The 26374-nt window shown below is 37.9% G+C and carries 20 protein-coding genes; 3 read left to right on the top strand and 17 right to left on the bottom strand.

The window, feature by feature from the left end; all coding sequences use genetic code 11:
• Positions 1 to 5: 5 nt before the first annotated feature.
• From ptsP to ecsA, 17 genes are all read right to left on the bottom strand, one after another.
• Complete coding sequence (ptsP, locus tag QUF93_RS07600) at positions 6 to 1742, bottom strand: phosphoenolpyruvate--protein phosphotransferase (RefSeq protein ID WP_289358351.1); 1737 nt, start codon at positions 1740 to 1742, stop codon at positions 6 to 8.
• Between the two features lie 173 nt (positions 1743 to 1915).
• On the bottom strand, positions 1916 to 2182 hold the full coding sequence (locus tag QUF93_RS07595; RefSeq protein ID WP_002116787.1) for a phosphocarrier protein HPr: 267 nt from the start codon (positions 2180 to 2182) through the stop codon (positions 1916 to 1918).
• Positions 2183 to 2391: 209 nt separating this feature from the next.
• Positions 2392 to 3123 carry a GntR family transcriptional regulator gene (locus QUF93_RS07590; RefSeq protein ID WP_289358350.1) on the bottom strand — a complete coding sequence of 244 codons (732 nt, stop codon included), beginning with the start codon at positions 3121 to 3123 and terminating at the stop codon, positions 2392 to 2394.
• A gap of 237 nt (positions 3124 to 3360) precedes the next feature.
• Positions 3361 to 4350, bottom strand: a complete 990-nt coding sequence (lacD, locus tag QUF93_RS07585) for a tagatose-bisphosphate aldolase (protein ID WP_289358349.1) — start codon at positions 4348 to 4350, stop codon at positions 3361 to 3363.
• 15 nt (positions 4351 to 4365) lie between these two features.
• On the bottom strand, positions 4366 to 5301 hold the full coding sequence (gene lacC, locus QUF93_RS07580; RefSeq protein ID WP_289358347.1) for a tagatose-6-phosphate kinase: 936 nt from the start codon (positions 5299 to 5301) through the stop codon (positions 4366 to 4368).
• Positions 5298 to 5603, bottom strand: coding sequence for a hypothetical protein (locus QUF93_RS07575; RefSeq protein ID WP_289358346.1), 306 nt, complete (start codon positions 5601 to 5603; stop codon positions 5298 to 5300). Before QUF93_RS07575 ends, lacC begins: the two co-directional genes overlap by 4 nt.
• Before the next feature lie 386 nt (positions 5604 to 5989).
• The gene (gene agaF / locus QUF93_RS07570) at positions 5990 to 6412 is read right to left on the bottom strand and encodes a PTS galactosamine/N-acetylgalactosamine transporter subunit IIA (RefSeq protein WP_002116774.1); all 423 of its coding nucleotides are present in this window, start codon (positions 6410 to 6412) and stop codon (positions 5990 to 5992) included.
• Positions 6413 to 6440: 28 nt separating this feature from the next.
• Entirely contained in the window at positions 6441 to 7280 is an 840-nt protein-coding gene (locus QUF93_RS07565) for a PTS system mannose/fructose/sorbose family transporter subunit IID (RefSeq protein WP_050552056.1), read from the bottom strand.
• A gap of 16 nt (positions 7281 to 7296) precedes the next feature.
• A complete protein-coding gene (agaW, locus tag QUF93_RS07560) occupies positions 7297 to 8070 on the bottom strand; it encodes a PTS N-acetylgalactosamine transporter subunit IIC (protein WP_002116769.1) in 774 nt (257 codons plus the stop codon).
• 16 nt (positions 8071 to 8086) lie between these two features.
• A complete protein-coding gene (gene agaV / locus QUF93_RS07555; RefSeq protein WP_002116766.1) occupies positions 8087 to 8560 on the bottom strand; it encodes a PTS N-acetylgalactosamine transporter subunit IIB in 474 nt (157 codons plus the stop codon).
• Between the two features lie 201 nt (positions 8561 to 8761).
• The gene (nagA, locus tag QUF93_RS07550) at positions 8762 to 9922 is read right to left on the bottom strand and encodes an N-acetylglucosamine-6-phosphate deacetylase (RefSeq protein WP_434476091.1); all 1161 of its coding nucleotides are present in this window, start codon (positions 9920 to 9922) and stop codon (positions 8762 to 8764) included.
• 25 nt (positions 9923 to 9947) lie between these two features.
• Positions 9948 to 11114, bottom strand: coding sequence for an AgaS family sugar isomerase (locus QUF93_RS07545; protein WP_289358344.1), 1167 nt, complete (start codon positions 11112 to 11114; stop codon positions 9948 to 9950).
• Positions 11115 to 11607: 493 nt separating this feature from the next.
• Positions 11608 to 15945, bottom strand: coding sequence for a discoidin domain-containing protein (locus QUF93_RS07540; protein ID WP_289358343.1), 4338 nt, complete (start codon positions 15943 to 15945; stop codon positions 11608 to 11610).
• A gap of 103 nt (positions 15946 to 16048) precedes the next feature.
• Positions 16049 to 20467: a discoidin domain-containing protein gene (locus QUF93_RS07535; RefSeq protein ID WP_289358342.1), complete on the bottom strand. Its 4419-nt coding sequence runs from the start codon at positions 20465 to 20467 to the stop codon at positions 16049 to 16051.
• A 793-nt stretch (positions 20468 to 21260) separates the two neighbouring features.
• Positions 21261 to 21968, bottom strand: coding sequence for an ecs operon protein EcsC (gene ecsC / locus QUF93_RS07530; protein WP_097904099.1), 708 nt, complete (start codon positions 21966 to 21968; stop codon positions 21261 to 21263).
• Between the two features lie 13 nt (positions 21969 to 21981).
• Entirely contained in the window at positions 21982 to 23193 is a 1212-nt protein-coding gene (locus QUF93_RS07525; RefSeq protein WP_289358341.1) for an ABC transporter permease, read from the bottom strand.
• Entirely contained in the window at positions 23186 to 23929 is a 744-nt protein-coding gene (gene ecsA / locus QUF93_RS07520; protein ID WP_033711685.1) for an ABC transporter ATP-binding protein EcsA, read from the bottom strand. Before ecsA ends, QUF93_RS07525 begins: the two co-directional genes overlap by 8 nt.
• Before the next feature lie 581 nt (positions 23930 to 24510).
• Between ecsA and QUF93_RS07515 the strand changes: the two genes are divergently transcribed.
• From QUF93_RS07515 to QUF93_RS07505, 3 genes are all read left to right on the top strand, one after another.
• Positions 24511 to 24945, top strand: coding sequence for an HIT family protein (locus QUF93_RS07515; RefSeq protein ID WP_289358340.1), 435 nt, complete (start codon positions 24511 to 24513; stop codon positions 24943 to 24945).
• A gap of 208 nt (positions 24946 to 25153) precedes the next feature.
• Positions 25154 to 25516, top strand: a complete 363-nt coding sequence (locus tag QUF93_RS07510) for a YtxH domain-containing protein (protein WP_002116745.1) — start codon at positions 25154 to 25156, stop codon at positions 25514 to 25516.
• Between the two features lie 298 nt (positions 25517 to 25814).
• On the top strand, positions 25815 to 26372 hold the full coding sequence (locus QUF93_RS07505) for an HTH-type transcriptional regulator Hpr (RefSeq protein ID WP_219917387.1): 558 nt from the start codon (positions 25815 to 25817) through the stop codon (positions 26370 to 26372).
• The last annotated feature ends 2 nt before the right edge of the window (positions 26373 to 26374 follow it).

The following is a 26374-nucleotide window of genomic DNA, read 5'->3' as shown; positions in this document are numbered from 1 at the left end:
TAAAATTAAACAGAAAATTTTTTTGGTTTTATAAATACATCTTTCACAAATCTCTCCACTTCCTCAGATGTTGTCATATTTAAAATTTGTTCAATAACTAAGTTTATTTCTGCTTTTGATAACTTAAGAATTTGGTTTCTTGCTCGTAAAATAGAAGTGGCACTCATAGAAAATTCGTCTAATCCTAAACCGAGAAGAATAGGGATCGCGATTTCATCCCCAGCCATTTCCCCACATATACCTGCCCATTTCCCTTCATTATGTGCTGCATCAATGACATTTTTGATTAAGCGAAGGATCGCCGGATTATATGGCTGGTACAAATAAGAAACACGCTCATTCATACGGTCTGCTGCCAGCGTATATTGAATTAAATCATTTGTTCCAATTGAAAAGAAATCAACTTCTTTTGCAAACTGGTGAGCCATCACAGCGGAAGATGGAATTTCCACCATCATCCCTACCTCAATACTTTCGGCAATGATTGTACCTTCAGCTTGAAGTTTTTCTTTTTCCTCTATTAAAATCGCTTTTGCTTGACGAAATTCATCAAGTGTAGCAATCATCGGGAACATAATTTTTAAATTACCGTATACACTTGCACGCAACAGCGCACGAAGTTGTGCACGGAACATGTCCTGCATTTCCAAACATAAACGAATCGCACGGAACCCTAAGAATGGATTCATTTCTTTTGGAAGATTTAAATATAGAAGCTCTTTATCACCCCCGATATCCAGCGTCCGAACAACAACTGGCTTACCTTCCATTCGCTTTAATACCGTTTTGTAAGCCTCAAATTGTTCTTCTTCTGTTGGAAGTGTATCGCGCCCCATATATAAAAATTCAGTACGGTATAAACCTACTCCTTCACCACCATTATCAAGGACACCTTTTACATCTTCAGGAGTACCGATGTTGGAAAAAATCTCTACTTTATGTCCATCAGATGATAATGTAGGCTCATTCACAAGCTTGGCCCACTTTGCTTTGTGGGCTTCGTAAACAGCTTTTTTATCTTCATATATCTTCACAACATCTTCTGTTGGATTGACGATTACTTTGCCATCTAAACCGTCGACTATGACTAATACTCCGTTTTCAATATCGTTTGTTACCACCTTCGTACCTACGACCGCTGGAATTTCCATAGAACACGCCATAATCGCTGAATGTGATGTACGCCCACCTATATCCGTTATAAATCCTTTTACATATTTGCGGTTTAATTGGGCGGTATCAGATGGTGTTAAGTCTTCTGCGACAATCACTACTTCTTCTGAAATCATGCTTGGATTGGCAATGTTCACACCTAAAAGATGCGATAACACACGTTTTGTCACATCACGAATATCAGTAACGCGCTCTTTCATATATTCGTTGTCCATTGCCTCAAACAAGTTCACAAACATAGTGGCCACTTCGTTTAAAGCAAACTCCGCATTGACTTGCTCGTTTTTGATTTTGTCCTTAATTGGATTTATTAGTTCCGGGTCAGTCAACACGAGAAGGTGGGCAGCAAAGATTTCTGCTTTATCTTCGCCAAGTTCTTTACGAGCATGCTCTTTTATTCCTTCAAGCTCTGATTTTGATGTTTCGATTGCTTGTTCAAAGCGTTCTACTTCCTGATTTGTATTCGTTACTGCTATTTTTTCTACAATTAACTCTAGATTTTCTAAGCGAAAAGCTTTGGCAATAGCAATGCCTGGAGAAGCTGCAATCCCTTTAATTATGATGGACATTGTTTTAACAACCCTTTTCTCATATTAATTTTTAGTTCAAGCGGATTTCCATCAAGCCAATATACACTTCATCTGATTAAATGTGAATACTCTCTATATGACAGAGGAGGGCTAAAAGCCCTCCTAATCAAGATTCCTAAAAAACTTCAATTCCTGTAACATTCATGCTGACGTTATTGGCCAATCCCCTCACTTTTTATTAACTCTTCGAGCGCTTCTAATGCTTCTTTTGCATCATTACCTTCAGCTACGATTGTGACTTCAGCCCCACTTGGAACCCCAAGTGACATGACACCCATAATTGATTTTAAATTTACAGACTTCCCATTGTACTGAAGAGTTATTTCTGCCCCATACTGACCTACTGTATTGACCAGACGTGTTGCTGGCCTTGCATGAATACCGAATTTTTCGATAATTTTAAATGTTTTTTCTTCCATTTTATATTTCACTCTTTCTGTACTAAATTTTAATACTCATTCTATGTTCCAAGTAAATTATGTCCATTTTCCCGTCCTTTTCCACCGGATTATATTCAGGTACGCCACCTGAACTGTAACCAAAGAAAAATTTTGGAACGGATAATGGGGGATTGTAAAAATAGATTAATTGAATCACTCATAAACAAATGTTATGAGTGATTCAACGATTAGGTTAATTCAGTGTAAAAGCGGCAGCGATCGCCCCGCACAATAGATATACAAAATTCAACAGGCACACCATTGATATCATAAGCAGTTCGTTCAAGCAGAAGTGCAGGACGACCTTCCTCCGTTTGCAGATACTTACTTTCGTCAGCACGGATGAGAACGGGTTCAAATGCCTCGTTTGCTCTTGTTACTACGGTATTAAAATGTTGTGAAAATAAATCATATAAAGAAATTTCGCCTACCCTTTTTAGCTGCTCTATATCTGTAACAACATGTTTCGGAATAAAAGATGATTCCAATATAAACGGCTCATCTTCAGCACAGCGAAGGCGTTTCATTTCAATGACATTCACATCTTCGCTCAGCTGTAGCGCTTCTTTGATTTTGACATTCGGTTTGATTTCTTCTATTTTCAAAATGATATCCTTAGGGTTCAAGCCTTTTTCTTTCAATACTTTACTAAAACTATAAAATCCCATCAATGACTGCTGCAATTTTGGTTTTGCTACGAAGGTACCTTTTCCTTGGATTCGGTATAGAATCCCTTCCTGTACAAGCTCCTCAATCGCTTTTTTTGCCGTGTTGCGACTCACGCCAAATTGATCCATTAACTGGTTTTCTGATGGGATTTTATCACCAAGTGCCCAATGACCTTTTTCAATTGAATCCTTTAATCTTTCCATTAATTGATGATAAAGCGGAATTAGACTTTCATGCTGCAATGGTTTCATTTTACTAAACCAGCCTCCAAACTACACTAACGTTCTTTTAATAACCTAAATTATACCATTAATACTTAATGCGTCAATCTAACAAGCAGGTTCTATAACGGAATAGTTTCTACCAAACTATAATAATGATAGCTTATCAAAATCGTTATTAATATTTTCTACATTTGTAAAATAGTCAAAACTACGTTTAAAAATAAATCAAATATAAGGAAGTACGAGAACCTTCCCCACACTTTCTTACCCTGAAATTTTTACAAACCAGGGGCATGCTGTCTCTTTCAAGACATTATTTAGTCTTTGGATATTTTTTCTGCCGTTTTCTTGTAACCAAGCGCGTCCGGCTTGTTCACCATTTTCGGCAAATTGAGCGACACCATTTTTCCATGTTGCTCGGCCGCAGAGGACACCGTTGAAAGTTGAGCCAGATTTTTTCGCAAACGTCAGGGTTTCTTGAAACAATTCTGCACTTACGCCGGCGCTTAAGAAGATAAACGGCAGATTTGTTGCCTCACTTTGCTCTTTGAAATACGCAGCCGCTTTTTCCTTGCTGTAGGCTGTCTCACCTTCTGCGTAACCCTCTACAAACTGCATATCTACTGGAACTTCTACCTTTAATACGTCCACCTTGTATTGTGGTTTAGAGAATTCCCTCATGGCCTCGATAACCTTATGAGGCTTCACTTTGGCATACTCCATGCTTTTCACATCATCATTTTTGGCATCGTAAGTCACTATTTCAAGGAAGAACGGAATGTCTTCTACCGCACACTCAGATCCAACTCGTTCCATATAAACGTGCTTATAGTCATTAATTTTTTCATCTTCATCTACATCATAATACAATAAAAACTTAACTGCATCTGCTCCAGCTTCCTTCAGACGTCTAACGGACCACTCTGGCAATAAATCAGGCAATCGACCCTCGGTTGTTGCATCATAACCTGTTTTTTCATACGCCACTAATAACCCAGCGTCTGAATGACGGACTTTCGCAGCTGGCAGACCATATTCCGGATCCAATAGAATAGACGTTGCATATGGTGTTAACTCTTCAGAAACCAACTCTTTGAAGCGAATGATGCCCTCATCTCCGACATTATTCTCACTGCCAGCTACAATCATTTTCTTTAATGAGCCGCGTTGATCAATTGCCAAAGCTCCTATAATTCCATTTTCATCTGACAAACGTTTGAGAGCTGCTAATTTATTATTTGTTAATTTTAACATCAACAATCACCTCTATTAATCTATTTTAATAACCTCTACCATTTCAAAAAATTGACCGAACTTCTCCGGATCAATATAACCTGTTACCTCTTCCATCGTATTGAGCATGCCCGTCGTCATCGCAGTTTTCAGGATGTCCGAAACAGCTTGCTTTCGTTTCAGGGCAACCGCTAATCCCGCAACAGTTGCATCACCCGATCCAACAGGGTTCATGACCTCAATAGCTGGAATAGTAACCCGGTAATAATCTGCACCATGCTTGAGAAAAGAACCCGCCGCTCCCATCGAAACGACAATCCATTCAATCCCATGAAATAACTTATTGTTTAACAGTTGCTTCAAGCTGCTTGTGCTCTCCTCCACTTTCATGCCAAAAAGCTGGAACAGTTCTGAGATATTCGGTTTGATTGCAAAAGGTTTTACATGATGGTTCAAAACCTGTCGGAGCGGCTCTCCTGATGTATCAACAATTACGGGGATTCCCTTCTCCCGGCCGATTTCGACCATCTGACGGTAAAATCCAGACTCAAGACCTTTTGGCAAACTACCCGAAATCGTAACAATAGAAACTTCAGACAGCAGTTCCCGATATTTTTCTAAAAAGGCATCTCCTTCTTCCGCAGATAAACTTGGCCCGGATTCGAGGATTTCAGTCTGCTTGCCTTCATGAAGGATCGCGATACAGTTTCTTGATTCTTGATTGATTTTATAAAAATGATTCCTGATATCACTTTTCGTCAATTCTTGAATAATGTAATCGCCAATAGTCCCGCCAATGACGCCTGTGGCCAAAACGTCTTCGCCCATCTGTTTGACAACCCGGGCGACATTTAATCCTTTTCCGCCGGCAGTTTTTCGAACATTTTCCACACGATTTACATCATCTAGCTTAAAATCTTGAATTGGATAGGAAATATCAACGGATGGATTCATGGTGACAGCTAAAATCATCTTCCTCCCTCTTTCCCTAGCAAGTTTTCAGCTTGAAGCCAGCAAACCCCACCAAGATATGTGCCAGTTAAATCGAGATCCGGTGTTAATGCGATAAAATCGGCATCATAACTGTTCGTAACCTTATCGTATTCCCTATCGATGCCACTACTTTCTGCGGATGCTGTTCTTTCCATATAGAGGGATTTCTCGCTAGTCGCGATTCTCCAATCAACGACATTTTTGACAGCCTCTTTTACTTGCAAAATACTGCCCGCCATAATCTTTGTCCCTCCAATATCAATGCCTATTGCCATTTTCATGTTCCTGCACCTCTATTTATTCTAGTGTACCTGCTCATCTGTTTTAATAAATTGATGTAATCAAGAAGACAAGTGTTTCTTCCCAAAAAACGATTATAAGATTGGGTTGTTGGTACAAGTTAGAGCGAAAGAAAAACTAGATTATGAGAATAATAGTTAGATTGTTTTAAGTAATTCTATTATGTAACCATAGCTTATGGGTTTAACCCATTAAGATTAAAACATTTAATGCAACGCACTAAATGTTTTAATCTTCAGATAAATAACTCCGAAAACCTAGCCACTCTACAATATTCAGTTGTAGTTCCGTTCTATCCTATTCCTTATCCGGATGTGGGAGTCACAATTATTAGAATTATAGATTGCTCTATCCTTTATCGCTTTCATTAAATGCTAGACTCTTTGAATTTTGGACGTTCCGACTTTTGAAAACCTTTAATCGCTTCTTTACCAGTATTGATTGCTAAATCTCTTAATCCATCGATTTGAAGTCCGTCCTTTAATAAAACAGTTTCGAGGACCATCGCAAGATTTGTTCCGCCAACCACAGCAGAACCTTCCTTCCCATTCGTAAGTGAAACGGCTGTTTTAAACGGAGAACCACCAACTAAATCACATAAGACTAAGATAGATTCACATTTTTGTAATCTTGAAAAAGCCTCAAGTAGCTTTTTCTCAAGGTCGCATGTTGAATCGCATTCAAGAAAATCCACGTATTCCACATTGGGTTGATCTCCAACGATTAGTTTTACCGAAGATTGAAGACCAGTTGCAAACGATCCATGACCGCTAATAATCAAACCATTCATATTAATAATCCTCCTAACATGCTAAATATTATAAAATGGTTCCAAATGGAAATGGAATTTTACCAATAATACCGATGATAACAGTAATGATAATTAGCTTAACTGGAGAAAATCCCTTTTTTAATAGATAGTACATTAATAAAGTGTATGCCAAAGGCAATAAGTTTGGTATGAGTTTATCGAGTAAATCCTTTTGTAGAGCAATTTTTGCCTTACCAGCATGGATCACTAAACTTGATTCTAACTTTACGAATGAGGCAATCAATGCGCCAACAACTGTTACCCCAACAATAGATGCTGCGTGTGCTACTTTTTTAGTATTTTCCTTTAAAGAACTGATAGCATTTGTTCCGGCACTATAACCGTAATGCATTAACCCAAATCTAAGAGCGAAATGAACTGTGTTAAAAATTAATAGAAAGACCACTGCCCCCATAGGGTTTCCATCTTGCCCAAGTGAAGCACCTATACCAACACAAATGGGAAGGAGGGTCAGCCAGAATAGGGCATCACCAATTCCACCAAGCGGTCCCATCATGGCTACTCGAATAGATCTAATCATATTTCGATTTTGTTTCTTTTCCTCCATCGCAAGGACAATCCCCATAATAATGTTTACAAGGAATGGATGCGTGTTGAAAAATTCCATATGACTTTTCATCGATTCACTTAAATCATGCTTATTTTTGTGGATTTTTTTCAATCCTGGCAAAATCGAATATAACCACCCTGCGGCCTGCATTCTTTCATAGTTAAATGACGCTTGAAGTAAAAGAGATCGCCATACCATCTTGTTTAAATCTTTTTTAGTTAAAACCTTTTCTGTGGCAACGTCTTGATAATATTCCGGACTGCTCGTATGATCCATTATCGTTTCTACTTGTTTAGATTCCACGTTTTGCCCCTCCCCTTACTGATCCATCACCAGAATTTACTTTGAAGTAATCGTATAGCGCGATGGCAATCCCAATTAAAGCAACAGCAATAACTGGCATTTTCATATATGTGACTAAAATAAATCCGACGATTAAAAAGGCAACGTATTGTTTTTTCAACATAATTTTTAATAGCATCGCAAAACCAATTGCGGCCATCATCCCCCCAGCAACACCCAGGCCACTAATAAGCCATTTTGGTAAAACCTCTACGACCCCTTTAGCACTTTCTGCGCCAAAATAAATTGGTAAAAAAGCAATAACAAAATAGAATATAAATAATGTAAGAATTCCAAAATAATTAATCCGTTCAATTCCCTTTGTGTTAGCCTCTTGTGCATATTGGTCAGCTTTATGCATGACCGGAGAAAAAGCAGTAAACATGAGAGTTATACATGCCTGAACTGCAACTGCAAACGGAACAGCAATACCGATTGCCACTGTTGGCTCTTGTCCTGTCAAAATCGCAAACGATGTTCCGATTATTCCTCCAATAACAACATTTGGCGGCTGTGCCCCAGCGAGCGGCACCATACCAGCCCACACTAACTCCATAGCAGCACCTGTCATAACCCCCGTCGTTACATCCCCAAAAATCAAACCAATAATGACACCGGTTACAATCGGCCGGTGAATGTGAAACAATCCGTTAAACAGGTCTATTCCTGCAATTCCAGCCCATATGGCAACTAATAAAGCTTGAAGCAGCATGTGATTATCCATTCATTCTCACTTCTTTCTATAAGTGTTTATAAATATCATCTGGTCTTTCATCTGGAACACGGCGTACCTCAAGTTTCGCCCCCAAGTCACGCAGCTTCCTAAATGACTCTTTATCATCTGCATCAACAGACACGGTGGAGAATAATTGTGTTTTCCCTTGAGAAAAATGCATATTTCCAATATTCACCTTGTCAATTGGCACACCGCCCTCTACAAGTCGCAACGCATCTTGTGGTGTTTTTACAACTAAAAAGATATGCTGTTCATCTGCTGCATTGTGGATCACATCAATGGTAGTCTGGATTGAGAAAAAGCGAATTCCGATTGACCCAGGGACAACCATTTCCATTAAATCCTGTTGTACCTCATCTTCAGACACTTCATCATTTGCGACGACAATTAAATTGGCTCCTAAATGATTAACCCATGTAACTCCTACTTGACCATGAACCAATCGGTTATCGATTCTTGTTAGCAAAATATTCGGCATGATGTTACCCCCTATAAATATGATGGATGGAATAAATATATTTTTACTCCTTTAACAACCCGGTTTACCATACCAGATGGTGATGGGTTATCTAGAGTTATTCCCAAATAAATCGAATGGAAGAATGTAAAAAGCAGACCATAAAGCAAATAGTTCAAGGAAAGAAAATATCAACGAATGGATTCATCGTGACAGCTAAAATCATCGCACTCCCCCTTTCCGTAAATGGTAACGACAAGCACCATCAAGGTACGTCGCTATTAATTCCAGTTCAGGATTCAACACAATAAAGTCAGCAGCATAACCCTTAGCAATTTTCCCGCATTCCCCATCCATCCCAATACTTTTAGCAGGTGCGGTGCTCGCCATATAGATCGCTTCCTCTGGGGTGGCAATCCCCCAATCAACAACATTTTTCACTGCATCTTTCAGCTGTAAAACACTGCCTGCTAAACTGCCACCCTCGATACGAGCGGCACCACCTATTACCTCTACAGCATATTCTCCAAGCTGATAGGTTCCTTCCGGCATTCCCCCAGCCATCATACAATCAGTGACTAAAACAGTTTGATCTCTGCCGCGTACATTCATTAAAATATTGGCGGTAGCAGGATGAACATGGTGTCCGTCACAAATGATTTCCGCAAAAACATCTTTTAGATTCATAGCAGCGCCGGCCATCCCTGGCTCACGATGGTGCAGCGGACTCATTCCATTGAACGTATGAACAAAAATCGAAGCCCCTCTCTCAACTGCTTGCTTTGCTTCTTCATAAGTTGCATCACTGTGAGCTAACGCTACAGCTATGTCTTCACCGACAGCATATTCAATAAATTCTGCTGCACCTTTTCTTTCAGGTGCAATCGCGATTTTTTTAATAGAATCATTGGATAATCTCTGCCAAGCTTTCAACTTTTCAACGGATGGGTCACAAAAATATTTCGTATTTTGTGCCCCTTTATGTTTTTCGGTAAAAAATGGTCCTTCTAAAAAAATACCTTTAATCTTGGCTCCCCTGACTTTCGTATAATTGGTACCAATCATTTCAGTTACGTGATCCAACGCTTCTGTTGAAGAGGTTAAGGTTGTCGGCAAAAACGAAGTAACTCCGCAAGAAAGAAGTCCTTCAGATATCTCATTCAATCCTTGAAAATCATTGTCCATAACGTCGTGATTTTGAAATCCATGAATATGTGTATCTACTAAACCAGGTGCAATCCAATGCCCCGCGTAATCAATGATTTCTGCCGCTTCATCAGACTGGTTTTCAGAAAAAACACCGAATTTCCCATCTTTTATTTCCAAAAAACCAGGCCCTACGACCTTCCCCTCAAGAAAAAACTGATCGGCAAAAATAAACATCGGCTCGCTGCTCTCTCTATCCAAATTACTGGTATTCATAGATGGTTACACCTTTAACGACACGGTTCACTGTTCCTGTGGGAGATGGGTTATCCGGTGTATTTCCGACTTTTATCGACGCCAGCAGTGAAACCGTCTGGCCAACCATGACAAAAGGTAAGGCCAAGTAAGCATCTGGTATAGATTGGGCCTCCCTGTCGAAACTAAATGTGTTCCCATCATAATTGGTTTCTCCATCAACCTCGATGGCACATATATAGCTTGCAATGTTTTCCTGCTTCATTTCTTTTAACATATCTAAATCGTATTGACGTGTATAAGGTTGGTTGGAAACAAACACAAAAGCCACGGACTTTTCATCCACAAATGATTTAGGACCATGCCGGAAGCCTAACGGTGAATCAAAAGCAGTGACAATTTTTCCAGCTGTCAGTTCTAATAATTTCAATTGTGCTTCTCTCGTTAAACCTTCTAAACTGCCAGATCCTAAGTAAATGATGCGGTCAAAATCACGATTGATAATCGCTTCAATGACGTCTTCTCTTTGAATGACACTTTCACCCATTTGCTGAATCATTTTTACAATGGCCGCTTTTTCTTCGAGGGACTTAGAATCAAAAACGAGCAAAGTCGATAGTGCCATGCACGTATAACTTCCCGTCATCGCAAATCCTTGATCATTCGATTTTTCAGGCATCAAAAGCAATAAATTTTTTTCATCCCCTGCTGCTCGATTGGCCAATTGACCATCCTTATTACAAGTAATTGTTAGATGATACAAATCGGTCACAATTTGCTCCGTTAATTGGACGGCAGCAACACTTTCCGGGCTGTTTCCGCTTCTTGCAAACGAAACGAGTAAGGTTGGAAAATCCGCTTTTAGGAATTGATAAGGATTGGATACCAAGGTGGTTGTCGGAATACTAAGCAATTCCCACTGTTTTTCATCCACTTTTTCTTTTAGATATGGGGTAACGAGATCACCGACGTAGGCAGATGTTCCAGCACCGGTAAAAATAACGCGAATCCGGTCGTGTTTCATTGATATTTTTAGTAAAAACTTTTCAATCTCACTGCTTCTATCCGTATACAGTGCAAAGGTTTCAGCCCATAGATCAGGCTGCTGCTTTATCTCTGCGGTTGTGATTTGTGCACCTAGTGGTACTAATTTTTCTTGACTGAATGTAAACATATACGAACACTCCTCTTTAAATTCTTTCGAATACTCGCCATCCTGCGCCAACAACACCATTATTATTCAAGTTTAACTGCGCATCTGTTGAAAAAATCGATGTAATTTGGAAGACGAGTTTGCTTCAAAAAATCCATTCCATGCCCTTTGTAACATCGGGTTGATGGTATAAGTTAAACGGAAGAAAAACTCATAGTTTTTACACTATGAGAATACTCTGAATATTGTAATTAGTTATATTATACCACTTCGAAATATAGGGTCAACCCAACAAGTTAAAAAACTTTTAATTTTCAGGGAAAAGATTTCGACAGCCTCTCCCCTTACCAAGCCATTTAATTCTCCTGTTTTTTGTAACATACAAATTATTAATACAATTCAAATACACATTAAACGGATTGATGAATCAATCGTACATTTTAAAAGGAGAAAAGAAATCATCCTCTTATAGAGATTTCTCTTCTCTCAGTGAACCCTTCGCTTCTAAGTTTTTTTATTGGCTTTTTTGCTTCAACTGGGATAAAATAGCCGCAAAGTTTTGTGTGAAATCAGAAGACGCTTCATCTATTTCAGGTTGTGCTGAATTAGGATTTTTATATACATTTACAACTTTATCCTTTAAAGCATTAAATCCTGAGCTGTCTAAACTTTTCTTTGAATAAGGCTTATCATCGAAAAGAGTCATTTCTTTGTAAGCAGCGGCTAATTTTGAAAAATCCGCAGCTCCTTCATTGTACTTATACAACTTTATTTCGGCAGCCGATGCAAATGTATTAGCCAGATTGCCATATGTTTCCATGATGTATAATCTATAGAACTTAGCTTCAACTGGTTGATCGAACTTAATTAAAGTACTTCCGCCATCCTGCATTTCTCCAGATTTCATAGTTTTCCAGCTGCCATCGTCGTTCGTATCCGAAACTTGTAATTCATACTTTTTCACGTTCCCGTTTCCGTTTCTGCTTACATACTCGTAAGCAGAAACAGGTTTAACTTCCGGCATTTCAATGGTTAACCAATGAGGTGCTACAGGGCTTGCTCCATTGTACTGCGTGTGCCACCATGTAGAGGTTTTCCCGTCTAATACATTAGTTGCCGGTCCTTCATTTCCCCCGGCTTTTTGCTCCTCTGAATCTGCAGATGCCTTAAATCCAGTTCTGTCCAATTCCTTATATCCAGGCGTTAAATTAAGATCTTCATAAGATTTTTTTGCCTCATCATACGCTGCTGCTTCATTTTTAATTTCTACATCTGCAATCTGCAGATTCGTTTGTTTACTGCCGAGGGTGATTTTTCCTTTTGGCAATGAGAATCTATCTTTAACGTATTTTGATGACAAGAGTTCTCCATCTAAATAGAGCTTAATCATCCCATTTGCTTCTCTAATTGCCTTTACATCATGCAGGGTTCCATCGTTAACTTTCCCCTTAACCGTTTCATTTGTTGTGGTTGGTTTGTATTCTGTCGTTCCAAAAGTTCCAGTCGCCTTTTCAGCAACAGTCGTTACATTCGTCTTTGAATTGACAACATCGTCTCCTACAGTAAAGTTGAGATATCCGTTTTCGTCAATCGCAATAGAATAGGCACCTTCCTGGTTTAAAATGACTTGGTTATTACCTGAAGATCTAAACTTAAATGAGATAGAAAAGTCGTCTGTTCCTACCAATGGAATTTGTTTCTTAAATTTATATTCTTTATGATTGATGCTGTACAAGTCAATATTTGCTTTTCCAAAATGGAAAGTCTCCAAGCTTTCTCCATTCTCAACATCCGTTTTCTCTAACAGCTTTGCCGCATAGCCATTTGCATACCCATGGAAATCCTTCTTGGTAGCAGTAGGAGTACCCCAGATATTTTCGACGTTAATGTCTACTTTGTTTTCCTTACCAATCTGTTTAGCATTGGTAACCTCAATGGATCGATAATCTTCCAAAATAGTTGCATCTGCATGCTTCCCATTAACAGTAATAGTTGGATTCTGAATCCTCTGATCAAATTTTACTCGCACAGTATTCTCTTTTGTATTCTTTACAGAGATAACCTTGGCAGGTGTCTGATCTTTGCTGGTAACTTGATAGATTCTTGACTCATGAGGGGCTAGGGTTACTGTTAACGTATCGCCATAGCTCTTCTTCTCCACTTTGGTTTCATCAACTCTTGGCAGAGTCTGTACCATTTTTGCATTATCTAAATCCGTTGGAACACCTACAGTATTATCTAATGTCAGCGTATAGCTTTGTTCTTTATTGCTGGCATTTCTAAATGAAACAATTCCTTCGCCACTGTTCCAGGCCGAATAGCCGTAAACTCCACCTTGATCTGGCCGCTTCCCAAATAGTTTTGCTTTTTCAAGCGTCTTTGAATGACTTTCGGCCCACTCCAATACATCAGCTGTTATTCTCCATTTGGCATCATTCATCATACTCGGTGAAAAATATAATTCCCAAAATGCCGTTCCTCTTGTCGCATTGATCATCAAATAATTTCTAAAATCATCATCGGTAAAGTTTATCCCTGCAGAAACTCCGTAAATCGGGTCATGGTTATATACATTTTTCAACGGGAACTGCAGATCATTTTTCTTAAAAATGTTAAAGTAAACATTGTCTCTGTATGACATCATTTGTTCTGCCTGGGTTCCGCCGTAGGTGCTCAAAAATCCATTGTCACCGGAGTCTTGAATCCAAATCGTATTTGCCCACTGCAGCAACCACGGACTTGGGTTTACATAGCAGGTAAGGTTTAAAAATAGACCCCTGCCTTTTTCTTCCCTTTCTTGTCTCATGGATTTAAAGGTATCAATCCATGTTTCCCAAAGATCTGATGTATAATACATATTGTGGTCGCCGCCAACCATGTGCTGATTGTCTTTATCGGCTGAAGGTCTCACAGCAAATCCATCTAGCTTCCAATATTCAATATCAAATCTGTTTTGATAATCTAAGAAGATCTTCGTCAGATTGTTTACATATGTTTTGGAGCCTACGTCTACGCTTTTCCAATAATCATTGGTCACATGTCCTGTGCCATTCTTTTCAAGAAATTCGGCAAACCCGCCAAAGTAATTGTAGCCGCCTTGAGGGCCAAGCCACAGTCCAAACGTTGAGCCAAACTTCTTTGCCATATCACTGGCCGGATATAATTCATTAGGAAATTTGTTGTTGAATTCCCAGAATCCAGTTTTATTATCATATGGCGCTTTCGTTTCCTGTCCAGTGGAATTAACAGTTTCATAGGCATTCCAGCCATCATCTACAACATAAGAATCCAAAGGCGCTACTCCATTTTTGCTTAACTCTTTTTCCGTACCATAGAATGAATTAGCGATACTCTCATCTGTAATATCCATCATATTGTCATACCAGGAATTATATTGCTTTCGGAATTCCGTCTTTGTAGCAATATCATTGATATAGGCGAAAAAGTCAGTTTGAACGACGTCTTTATCCGTTCCGGCTGCAGCACCCATGACGCTATTCCAAGTCGTAAAGCTTCCATCCGTATTAAGCTGCTTGTCTTCTGCCAGCTTTTTAAAATTCTTGCCTGAGTAATACCGTACCTGCATCGTGTTATTTACTACATCTGTGTCTGAGGCAGGAAATTCTGATCCAAAGAACATACCATTTGCATAAATTGGCTGCCCCAAAACTAATTCATATTGTCCAATCCACATGGAGGAAATATCCTTTAGCGGCGGGTGATGGAATAGCCCTTCCACGTTTTTGGGCAGTGCGAATTGATCCACATCGATGTAGTCAAAGGCGATATCTTTATTTGAAGATGTAATTTCAAGATTACTTCTTAAATAAGGAGCATTGTCCTCTACAAATACGTTGTACTTAATGGTCCATACCGAGTTATACTTTTCATACTCTTCAAACACGAATTGAATTCGTTTCCCCGTTTTGTATTTTTCTTCATTTACTTGTTTAATCGTTAATTCACTTGACTTAATCATTCTTTTACTAGTGTCTCCAGGATCGTTGTTATCTTGTCGAGTGGTATCCTCAAACAGGTAAATTTCAGCACCGGTAAATGAAATATCATTTGTTAATGCACCACTTAATTGAACAATCTTTACGTATCTTGCTGTTTTCGCCTCTGTTAAATTTCCATAGACCATATCTCCCACATTGTAGAGATTATCTACTTTGTGCAGGTTAAAGTCTTTGGACGAAAATTCTCCCGTGCCTGCATCTGTCCAATTTTTCCCGTCGCTGCTAACCTTAATTTCATATTTTCCTATTGTTCCATTGATCCCATATGCCTGGTCTTGGAATCCTGGTCTTTTTTGATAGCCAAACGATCCAATTGTTTTTTCTTCCTTTAAGTCAATCACAACTTCATATGGCCATGCCTTGTTTCCATCCGAAAAGTCTACGTAAGTGTTGTGATCGCCATCCAGCATGGTTGCACCATCTTTGGCTTTTCCGACAGAATCATTGACTGTTGCCGTCCAATTTGTTCTGTCAAGCTGAATTTTCGGTTTGTGCGCATCAGGAATTTGTGCGTTTATCTCTTTTGACGGCTCTTCAGGTGTTTGCTTCTCGGAGACCAAATGGATGGCAAAGTCCTCCGAACCTCCTTCAGGAACCAAGTCCTTTCCAATTCTTTTGTTAGAGACTATTTTTGTCTTCAACTTGGAATCGGATACATCAATAACTCTTTTGATTGCATCATTTCCAATTTCTACTTTGTCCTTTTCTATGTTTACAAAACTTGACCCGGCAGCTGAAACTTTTGTTGAACTTGAGTTACTGCCAATCGGGAGTATAACGCTCACCACAATGGCAGTAGATAAGAACAGCGACAGCATCTTTTTCATATACATCTTAATTTTCTCCCCAATCATAATAAAGATTGTGGTGTTAGGGTTAATGGGTTAACCCTAACACCACTAAGGTAATAAGAGATGTTTATGTTTATTTCTCTACCTAAGCAGGATTCTTTACAAAGACTTCTGCCTCTGCAACAGACAACATAAGAGGCCCACTGTGCGATTCCTCAAAGTTAATCGATAACTTTGTAAATTTAGTTCCAGTAGGTATAGCAGCCTCTGTTAAATCGAAAGTTACTGATTTATCGTCGAATTTAACACTTTTTGCACCTAGATCATACTCTTTCCCAGATTCAGTATATACTTTGGCACTTAGTGTTTTAATTTTTCCGTTCGTGTATTGCGGGCGATTATAAACGATAAATTTAGTCAATTCTTGTGGTTTAGTAAAGTTGAAATCCACGGGTAACGGTAGTGAAATTCCTTCATTCCCAGTGAGACTCCATTTCAATTCCGCCAATGAACTTTCACTTATCTCACCGTCAATCAGGTTGGCAAAAGCTAGTGCACCGCCCTGCATCTTTTCCCCTTCACCAGTAACCGTCATATCTTTATTTGATAATTGTAGTTCCTTAGGCTCTTGTGGTTGTTCCACCTCTCCAGGTTCTTGGCCAGGATTTAAAACCTCTCCTATTTTATCAATAGTATCAAAGGCTGTATTAATCAGTAATGATCTTGTTATCGGCATATCAAAATTAATATCTTTCTTAGCCTTTAACTTAATCGTAGCTAATGTCTTTGTACCTTCTAATGTATTTTGTGTTCCCTTGTTAGAAAATGCAGCCATAATTCGTTGTTCAGGCTTTCCGATCCCCGCAAGTAAAGAATAGTTCAACAGATTAGCAGTTTCATTGGAAGCCGAAACAATATTTGCACCGCAAGTCCCGTCAGGCTTACACTCTTTCACTAATTCATATTTGTTCGGATCTAGCTTTAGTTCTAAGTTGAATGCATTAATATCCTTTAATCCTGCACCTATTATTTCTACTGAAAATTCCTCTCCTGCTTTTAACTCCTTCTTACTAGGTCTAATATCCAATAATCCGGCAATTGGTTTGCCTGTTGCTTGAAGTGGGTTTTGACCCAATTGTGATGCTACATACATTAAATCGTATGCGTCTATTACACCATTGAAATTAATATCCACCTTTGAAACCTGTTCCCAAGCTTCAGTTTGATCGACACCCATATAGCTTGCAAAGAAGAGAAGGTCATCTTCATCAATTTTTCCATTTGGTATATTTTCACCAACAACCGTTCCTTCAGTTTTATCCTTTTTGTACGGTCTGAATTCCATTGCACTTCCAAAGCCGCCTACAGAGTTTGTAATGGTCAACTTAATATACCTTGCAGTAATATTCCCCTGAAAATCAATGACTTTCGTTTCGTCATTTCTCTCAAATGTTCCATCAGTGATGATGTTTTTATAAGTTTTTCCATCTAGACTTACATCTAAATTGTATTTTAATATCGTACCATTCCCTGCATCTGGTCTTGGAATATACTCAAGCTTATCTAATTCATAAGCTAACTTCATATCAATCTCAAATGTATGTGGCAGTTTATTGCCCGAATCTCCCCACGCAGTATGCCACTTTGTTTCATCCTTTCCATCAACAGCTAGAGATGCTTCTTCCCCTGGCTGTTCACTATTTGCTTTTGCAGTCATATCTTTAGGAACATTTCTGTATCGGTCAAGCTTCGTTTTTATTTTGATCTCATCACTCCAGCCTGATGATCCTTTTGTATTTGTTGCTCTTATTCGATAAGAATGTTCTGTATCGGATGTCAAACTTGTATGGAGATAGAATGGTGCTTGCCCACTATCACTTGCCTTAAACACATTTGTATGAACCACACCATCAATCATTAAATCATATGTTGTATTCGAACCATCAACCTTGTTCCAATCTAATTTAATATCTCTATCTGTTATGTTTGCCTCATCAGCTTTAAGCCCTGATGGAATAGTCGGTACTTCTTTATCTACTACATCCTTCTTTTGAGTATTATCAAATCCATCTACTGTAAAAGTTATTTTATTTTTCGTGATATCTGTTTTTCCTACTTTAATATAAAGCTTTGGTGATGTAATAATTTCAGTCTGTTCAAACGCTGAGCCTTTTGTAGCATATTTGTTCAGGTTTGGACTTTCATTATAGAAATACACATTTTCTGATTTGTTATATTCCTCTTCACTTGTAACTTTCCTTAATTTAACATCTTTATTTCCAACCTTAACCTTTACATTCTTTGGGTTTACACGCGTATTGACAATCGCTTCTGTGCCCCTGTCTTTAACCATCCCTTTATAGCCTTTTCCTTTTGCAGCATCAACAGTGATAACAGCTTTTTCCTTGCTTACCTTTGAAGTGACCTTCGTTGTTGTATTTTTCTTTTCCTTATACTCAACAGTTTTACCATCATCTTCATATAGGGTAAACTCTGATTCTCCCGATGGATAAACATCAAATATTCTATTTTCCGAACCATTTAATTCATTAATAGAATTATTTTCTGGTGCCATTGGAATAATTGCACCAGCCTTAACAAATACAGGAGTCTTCCATAGTGGAGCATTAAAATTATGAAGGACCGAACCTCCCTGATATTGCTCACCTGTAAAATAATCGATCCAAACTTGATCTTTATCTGGAAGATAAATATCGTTCCTTACTTCAGCATCATTAGAGTTTCCATCATATATTGGCGCTACTAATAGATTTGGCCCCCACATATATTGATACTGTGTTTGTGTCCCGTACGTATACGGATCATTCGGAGCTTCTAACATCATCCCTCGAACCATCGGCATGGATTTTGATGTAGATTCCTCAGCAATCGTGTATATATAAGGCATCATTTGTGACTTTAATTTTAAGTACATCCGATTAATCGATGCATAAGGTTCACCATAATTCCATGGATTTTTAGACTTACTGTAATCATTACCTCCTGATGCCCAGCCGTCCATATCGATTTGGATAGGAGTGAATGCTTTCCATTGGAAATCACGTGTCTGTACTTTTGGATCTCCGCCAAATATACCATCCATATCTGAACCAACGTTTGGATTTCCTGATAAACCTGCGCCAATGTAAGTAGGGATATGCATTCTTATGTACTCCCAATTACCGCCATATTGGTCTCCTGACCATAATGTAGCATAACGCTGAGTACCAGCCCACCCATCTAGCGAAATAACAAATGGACGTGCGCCACCTGAATTCTCTGCTTTTTGAATTCCTTCGGCTGCTTGTCGTGTGGCATTTAAGGCCATGGAATATCCTTCCCAAACCCATGCAACATCCGTCTTTATTGCTCTTACACCGGCTTTTACTTCCCCATCAAGATCTCTGCGTAATGGACTATCTTCAGGTAAATTAGGATCTGGATAAAGACTGCTTTGTGTCCATAAACCTACCTCTACTTTCTGATCATTTGCTTTATCAACAAATTGCTCCAAATTATTTAATCCGCCATATCCGCATCCATAGCCGTCATTTGGTAATATCCATCCTAAAGGCATATCATTATCTGCATATTGATTTACTGTATTTAATCCATTATTTAGGAGTGTTCGTTGGTCCTTATGACCATTATGAGTTCCATTAAAACAGTCAGCATGCCCTAAATAGAAACCAGATTTTGGCATAAGGGCCGGTTTCCCGGTTAATTCGGTATATTCGTTAATGATGTTTGGAATGGAATCATCTACAAAATAATAAGCATCAAATCTGTCTTCATTGTGTGCAAAGGTAGACATTTTGGTAAAATCATAAACGCCCGGCTTAAAAGTATTTCGCATGACTCCGTAGCCCTCAGTGCTTAAATAGAAAGGAACTGGACTTGATGCAGCTCCTGCATCCCAACCTCCCCCGACTGCAATATTTATGGAATTATTCTTATGGGCATAAAACCCATTCTGTTGACCTCCACCATAAAAATATTCACTTTCTTTTGTATCGAGGGTTTGAACCGTACTTCCGCTCGAATGTTTTAGCGGTTCACTTTCACTCCAAAGAGTCTTTGCTCTTTTCTTATCGTACAGGCTCATCTTTGAGGTATCTTTATCTACTCTTAACTCTAAAGCATTAGTAGATATTTTATAGACCTTGTTATCTCTTTCATCGACCCTAATGTCAATTGATCCATATTCCTTTTTGTAATCGCTAACATTCTTATCGATAATTTTCGTCTCATGCTCAGGTTTATTTGGAGTTGGATATTCTTCAAAAACACCCTTTGGGTCCAAATGCAATCGAAAAACATTATTTTTTAGAAAGTTAATTTTTATTTTTTCTCCTGTTTTCAAGTCAAAGTATACGTTATTTCCTTCTTTTGTAACCTTAGTAATTTTACCTATAGTCTTATAGATTTGATTATCAGAAACGTTATTAATGGAGTAATTCTTTTTAGTTGCAGTAGCAGATGCTGTTGGAAGCATAGAAAACAGCATACCCACTGATAAGGACACGGTTACCAGTTTTTTCAACCCAGCTCGACGTCTTAACATATTCTACCTCCAAATGTAATAATGGTTTATCAAAAATGAATTCCAATAGTTTTTAACTCTTCGTATGGATAATTGGCATATCAATTCCCAGTGAATCCAATCGCAAGAGAAGAAAGACATTCCCCTTAAAAACTTGCAATTTGTCCTGTTCATGAATAACAATCTTTTTTGACTTGCAAAAAATCATTTGTACCCCTGCCCTTCTATAGTTTATATACATTTATAAATGTATATAAACTTGATTAAATAAGGCCTTTATAATGTCATAGTTTGAGAGTATATATAATGAAAAATGGTATACTAGCAGATCACGTAAAATCTATATTGGTAGGGAATTTGCGATTAAGAAATGATCGTCGATGAATGTTAGAGGGATGTGTTGTCATTATCAATTTAGCCTTTCGTTGCCTTTGTTATTTGTAATGCCCTTGCTGCCTACTGGAATGCATTTTCTGTTCTTATTTCTAACATAAGATCCATTTCCTCCTTTCTTCCAGTTTTAATTGAGTGAATTTTCTTACTTTTATAACATATAATAAATCGGGTTGATGGGTCAACCCTTTAATGAAAATATTCTGATAGGGATAACGTCACATCACTGCTTAGATGTTTAAAAGTTAATATGGTGGTACGTTCCCATTGATTTTCTATGAATACAATAAGCTGAAACTTTAATCAGGGGGTTTTCCCCCCACAAATAGCGACATAAAATAAAAAATATGAGTAGAAATACAAATAAAAAGAAGGCATCCTAAATGTTGTAATTTAGAATGCCTTCTTTTTATAAAACAAATTAATTTTTAGTAAGCAATCGCATACGATAACAATTCATCGTCACTTCCCCAAGCCTTTGCAATAATTGATAATTCGCATACGCTCCGACCGGGGCACCGATTATCGGGACAAGCTGAAGCATTTTCGCTAAATCGATATAGTCTCGGTACTCTGTTTGGAACTTTTCCCAGTCCATATGATTTTCTTCTTCTGTATCCCACGTTTCAATTGCTTTCCATACTTCTTTTCGGTGATCGTCACTTGAAAAAGCAAGCTGGAAAACGTGAAGAATAAAGAGGCGTTCTTCTTTGTCGCTCGTATCAAACCCGTACAATGTTGCTGCATCAAATAAAAACTTTATTTTAATGGTGAGTAAAAGCGGAAAATCAGCAAGACCGAGAAGAATTCCACCTGCTCCCGTTCCTGCTCCTTCTGCCGCTGCTATTTTTTTGTACTCATCCATTTTTTTACGTACTTCATCGTCTCGTCTTTGCAGTGACCAGTTCGTCTCTTTTAATTTCGGCTTTATAAAATTTGATCCGGCACTAATCGTTTGCACCATCATCCGAATCGTTTCTGTTAACACTTTTTGTACTTTCGCCGGAATGAGCTGTTGTACTTTCGTCTGCACTTTTTTTGAGAACCGTGTCATCATAGAAGAATCTTTCATGAATGTAGCTTTCCACTGCTCCAATTCTTTTATAACCTTCTCTTCATATGTAATCATAGGTTCATTCCTTTCAGTTTAAACGCTCAATGCGTTTCGCACTGTATTGATAAACGAAACCAATACTAAATAATATGCTTACGACAAATAAAATACCGGTCATTATGAAATCTTTCGTCGCAAGTGCAAATAAAATTGTAAATACAATGCTGCCGATAATAAGAATCGCATTTAATAAAGTAAGAAAATCTTCCTTCTTCTCGTCTTCCCCTACTGGATACAAATCAAGCCAAATCTTCATTCGGTAATGTTTCCATAAGGTTAATAACTGATAACCGATTAAGTATAAGAAGATAAGACTTACGATAAAACGTCCATATAAAAATGGAATGAAGTAAAGAATAATCCCGCCAAGAGCGAGCAGGCGCACATATAATCCGAAATAGTTACCCGATCTTAAGAACGTTCTCGTATATAAGTATAAATATGTACGCTTTTCGCCAATTATCGAAAGAATGAAATCAAGCCATTTTCTACGGGATACTCTCTCTTTTAATGCTGGTACATCAACGAACATATTCGCAATGCGGTATAGCAGCATCATTTTTTTACCTTCTTCAGAAATTAAATACTCCCAGTTCAGCGGCTTTCCCTTCACCTTTTGATGCATAACAGCAAGGTATAGCGCCATTAAAAAGACAATTACACCGGTAAAAATGACTGAAGTACGTTCTACAAGGAAGTACACAAATAAGCCGTTTAAAATAAAACGAATGAACCAATCTGCTTTTTGTACATTTTGATCTGTTAAAAATGACTTTTCCCACGCTACAAATAAATTCCACGCCTTTACAATGACGAACGCGAGTACAATCCATATGTAAGCCGCTCCCGTTTGTTTCATTTGCTGGAAGTATAACGGGGCAAGCGCAGCTGCTACGATTGCGATTATGTATAACTGAATCATAAACGTAAAGAGAAATGCCTTTGTAAAGTAAGGCTTTAACTTTTCTTCAACTGGCAGCAAATAAACGAGATCTGCTTCTTTTAATAACGTTTGTATGGATCCAGCTGTTAGTACGAGGCCAAGTAAGACTGCCATAACAATCGCTGTCGGAAACGAAGGTGTTAACGTTTGTAACCACTGCTGGTAATAATACGCTCCTGCGCCGATGATGAATACGAAAATAAATTTCAAATGATCATTAAATACGTATTTACTATATGTACGAACTTCTTTTAGAAAGTGCCGAAATCGTTCTTTCCATAACGCTGTGCTATTCATAATCTTCTTCCTTTGTTAATGCAATGTAAATATCATCTAACGTTGCACCAGGCATATTAAATTGTGATTGTAATTCAGCCAACGTTCCTTTCGCTCGCACTTCACCTTGATGCAAAATAATGAATGAATCACAATAACGCTCTGCTGTCGCTAAAATATGTGTACTCATTAAAATACCTGCACCACTCTTTTTCATTTGATCCATCATTTGAAGAAGTGATTGGATCGCTAATGGATCAAGACCAACGAACGGTTCGTCCACAATGTAAAGAGATGGTTCCACTAAAAACGCACTCATAATCATTACTTTTTGTTTCATCCCTTTTGAGAAATGAGACGGGAACCATTTCAAACGATTTTTCATGCGAAATTCTTGTAATAATTGTCCTACGCGTTCTTCATATTGTTTTTCATCTACGCCGTACGCCATCGCTGTTAATTTTAAATGTTCTTCTAGCGTTAACTCATCATATAATACTGGCGTTTCTGGAATGAAGGAGAAACTAGAACGGTACGCTGTCATATCATCACGAATTGTTTTCCCGTTAATTGTGACAGTTCCTTTTTTCGGTTCCATTAAACCGATGATATGTTTAATTGTCGTACTTTTACCAGCACCATTTAAACCGATTAAGCCGACAAGTTCGCCTTTATTAACAGAGAACGAAACATTTTGCAGTACAGGTCGTTTCGTATATCCTCCTGTAACATTGTCTACACGCAATAACTCGCTCATACGACACCACTTTCTTCATTTATATTCATTCTCTTTTGTAAGAAATGTATATACTCATCTTACCAAAAATCATGGTGCACTACATAGTATCGATGCCTTCAAAAAAAAATTTAAATTTATTAGCATATATTTTTACGAAAGCGGACATCATAATTAGTGAGGAAGGAACACATTGAAAAAGCAACCACCAATTGATGAGTACAACAACATAGTGAAGTCATCATGAAATGGGGTGTCCAAGTTGGACAATGAAATTTACACATAACCAGATAATTTGTTTCATTTTCGAAACGGGGTGTCTCCGAAAGAGCATATACTGTTTTAAAAAATAAACAATTTCATTTTAAAAAAAGATTGCAATTCATTTCACTTGAAAATGGGGTGTCTACGGCAGAAACTTTAGCCGATTTACCGTGCATTTCTTAAATAAATGAGGTGTCTGCGAACCGTAAATTATAAAAAATGCTTTTTCAATCCCTCTTCAGAAAACAGGAAGCTGAGTCAGCTTCCTGTTTTTCGTATTTGTTCTCCTATGTAATTATGGTAAAATACGGCTAAGGCTATTTGAAAGGATGAGATCGATGAATCATACAGCGGACAATTGTATTTTTTGTAAAATCATTGACGGGCAAATCCCTTGCTCAAAAGTATACGAAGATGAACATGTGCTTGCATTTTTAGATATTAGTCAAGTAACAAAAGGGCATACTCTTGTTATTCCAAAAGTACACAAACAAGACATTTATGCGTTAACGCCAGAAATCGCATCACATATTTTTGCTGTCGTTCCAAAAATCGCAAATGCAATGAAAGCAGAATTTAATCCAGTTGGATTCAACCTACTTAACAATAACGGCGAGAAAGCTGGACAAACTGTATTCCACTTCCACCTTCATTTAATTCCACGCTACGGTGAAAACGATGGTTTCGGTGCTGTTTGGAAATCACACCAAAATGAATATACAATGGAAAATTTACAAAACATCGCAAGTACAATTGCAAATAGTGTGAAATAGTGCCACTATAATAAGAAGTAATACATAACAAGCCGATTCCTCTGGCATTTATTGTATGGCTTGTTTCTTCACAAAAAATGCCGGGGGCATGTTTTTTTGTGCATAGCATGTACAAGAGAGAAAAGCTCACTTTTCTTCTCCTTGTCTTAAAGATATGCACACTTTTATACATCATGAATACGAACGAAAAATAAGGAGGTTTCCTTTTATGTCAAAAGCTAAATCCTTTATTACAGGTGTAATTTGCGGCGGAGCAGTTGCTGGACTAGCCGTTCTTTTCTCAACTCCTTCTTCTGGTAAAGATATGCGCGGTAAGCTGAAAGAAAAAGGAACTGATATTAAAAAGACATTAGCTGATATTACAGCTGATACAAAGTTATTAAAACGTCAAATCGTTGAAACTGCTTCAGAAGGTAAAGAAGTATTCCAAGAACTAAAAGATGATATGCATGACACTCTTTCTAACTGGAAACAAGATATTTCTCAAAACAAACGACATATTGAAAAAGAAATTTTAGACATTCAAAAGTCAATCGAGAAACTACAAGAAGCCGTTCCAGAAAAAGCGTAAACATATTCCTGCTTAGTTTTTTGCATATAACAAATATTTTTCATACGAATTGACCTTTACACGGCATATCACATAGATATGCCGTGTTTTTATGCATTTACAATATATGTTATCCTTTAACATGTAAAGACAACACATGTATTCTTGACTCATAAAACGCTTCCATTGTTATGCATGATTTGTATAGAATGTTGTTTTTCCGAAAAATTTTCACAATTCTCACAAAAAGACTTTATTAATTTTTATTTTACTGGCATAATAGATAATAATGAAAAAGAATGTTAAAGTGGGTGAGTAAATGAAAAGTGGAGAAAAAGATTACTCGGTAAAAGAAGCGATGATTTTCAGCCAACGTATTGCTCAATTATCGAAAGCGTTATGGAAATGCGTAGAGAAAGATTGGCAACAGTGGATTAAACCTTACGATTTAAACATTAATGAGCATCATATTTTATCAATCGCTTATCATTTAAAAGGGGCTTCTATTTCTGAGATTGCTAAGTTTGGAGTTATGCACGTATCAACGGCGTTTAACTTCTCTAAAAAGCTAGAAGAACGCGGCTATCTTGTATTCTCTAAAAAAGAAGATGATAAACGAAATACGTACATTGAAATTACAGACAAAGGGGAAGAATTACTACTTCGCTTAATGGAGGAGTACGATCCTGAAAATAATTCGGTGTTTAATGGGGCACTTGAACTTCGTAATTTTTACGGTAAGTTCCCAGAAAATATCGAACTGATTGCGATCCTTCGCAATATTTACGGACAGGACTTCATCGATATTTTTGAGAAATCGCTAGAAAATATTGAGGAGAACTTTACGGAGACCGATCAAAAATTAGTTAAGAAATAATC

This window comes from Bacillus hominis, from assembly GCF_030348325.1.
GTDB classification, from domain to species: domain Bacteria; phylum Bacillota; class Bacilli; order Bacillales; family Bacillaceae_G; genus Bacillus_A; species Bacillus_A hominis.
Note: the sequence above shows the minus strand (reverse complement) of the source record. Positions and strands in the feature narration are given on the sequence as shown.

Coding starts and splice junctions, on each gene's coding strand:
- QUF93_RS07540 (WP_289358343.1), bottom strand. CDS start 15,945: ATGTATATGAAAAAGATGCTGTCGCTGTTCTTATCTACTGCCATTGTG.
- lacC (WP_289358347.1), bottom strand. CDS start 5,301: ATGATTTTAGCTGTCACCATGAATCCATCCGTTGATATTTCCTATCCA.
- ptsP (WP_289358351.1), bottom strand. CDS start 1,742: ATGTCCATCATAATTAAAGGGATTGCAGCTTCTCCAGGCATTGCTATT.
- lacD (WP_289358349.1), bottom strand. CDS start 4,350: ATGTTAAAATTAACAAATAATAAATTAGCAGCTCTCAAACGTTTGTCA.
- QUF93_RS07505 (WP_219917387.1), top strand. CDS start 25,815: ATGAAAAGTGGAGAAAAAGATTACTCGGTAAAAGAAGCGATGATTTTC.
- QUF93_RS07545 (WP_289358344.1), bottom strand. CDS start 11,114: ATGTTTACATTCAGTCAAGAAAAATTAGTACCACTAGGTGCACAAATC.
- QUF93_RS07590 (WP_289358350.1), bottom strand. CDS start 3,123: ATGAAACCATTGCAGCATGAAAGTCTAATTCCGCTTTATCATCAATTA.
- QUF93_RS07595 (WP_002116787.1), bottom strand. CDS start 2,182: ATGGAAGAAAAAACATTTAAAATTATCGAAAAATTCGGTATTCATGCA.
- agaF (WP_002116774.1), bottom strand. CDS start 6,412: ATGAATGGTTTGATTATTAGCGGTCATGGATCGTTTGCAACTGGTCTT.
- QUF93_RS07510 (WP_002116745.1), top strand. CDS start 25,154: ATGTCAAAAGCTAAATCCTTTATTACAGGTGTAATTTGCGGCGGAGCA.
- agaW (WP_002116769.1), bottom strand. CDS start 8,070: ATGGATAATCACATGCTGCTTCAAGCTTTATTAGTTGCCATATGGGCT.
- QUF93_RS07565 (WP_050552056.1), bottom strand. CDS start 7,280: ATGGATCATACGAGCAGTCCGGAATATTATCAAGACGTTGCCACAGAA.
- QUF93_RS07575 (WP_289358346.1), bottom strand. CDS start 5,603: ATGAAAATGGCAATAGGCATTGATATTGGAGGGACAAAGATTATGGCG.
- nagA (WP_434476091.1), bottom strand. CDS start 9,922: ATGTTTATTTTTGCCGATCAGTTTTTTCTTGAGGGGAAGGTCGTAGGG.
- QUF93_RS07535 (WP_289358342.1), bottom strand. CDS start 20,467: ATGTTAAGACGTCGAGCTGGGTTGAAAAAACTGGTAACCGTGTCCTTA.
- ecsC (WP_097904099.1), bottom strand. CDS start 21,968: ATGATTACATATGAAGAGAAGGTTATAAAAGAATTGGAGCAGTGGAAA.
- agaV (WP_002116766.1), bottom strand. CDS start 8,560: ATGCCGAATATTTTGCTAACAAGAATCGATAACCGATTGGTTCATGGT.
- QUF93_RS07525 (WP_289358341.1), bottom strand. CDS start 23,193: ATGAATAGCACAGCGTTATGGAAAGAACGATTTCGGCACTTTCTAAAA.
- QUF93_RS07515 (WP_289358340.1), top strand. CDS start 24,511: ATGAATCATACAGCGGACAATTGTATTTTTTGTAAAATCATTGACGGG.
- ecsA (WP_033711685.1), bottom strand. CDS start 23,929: ATGAGCGAGTTATTGCGTGTAGACAATGTTACAGGAGGATATACGAAA.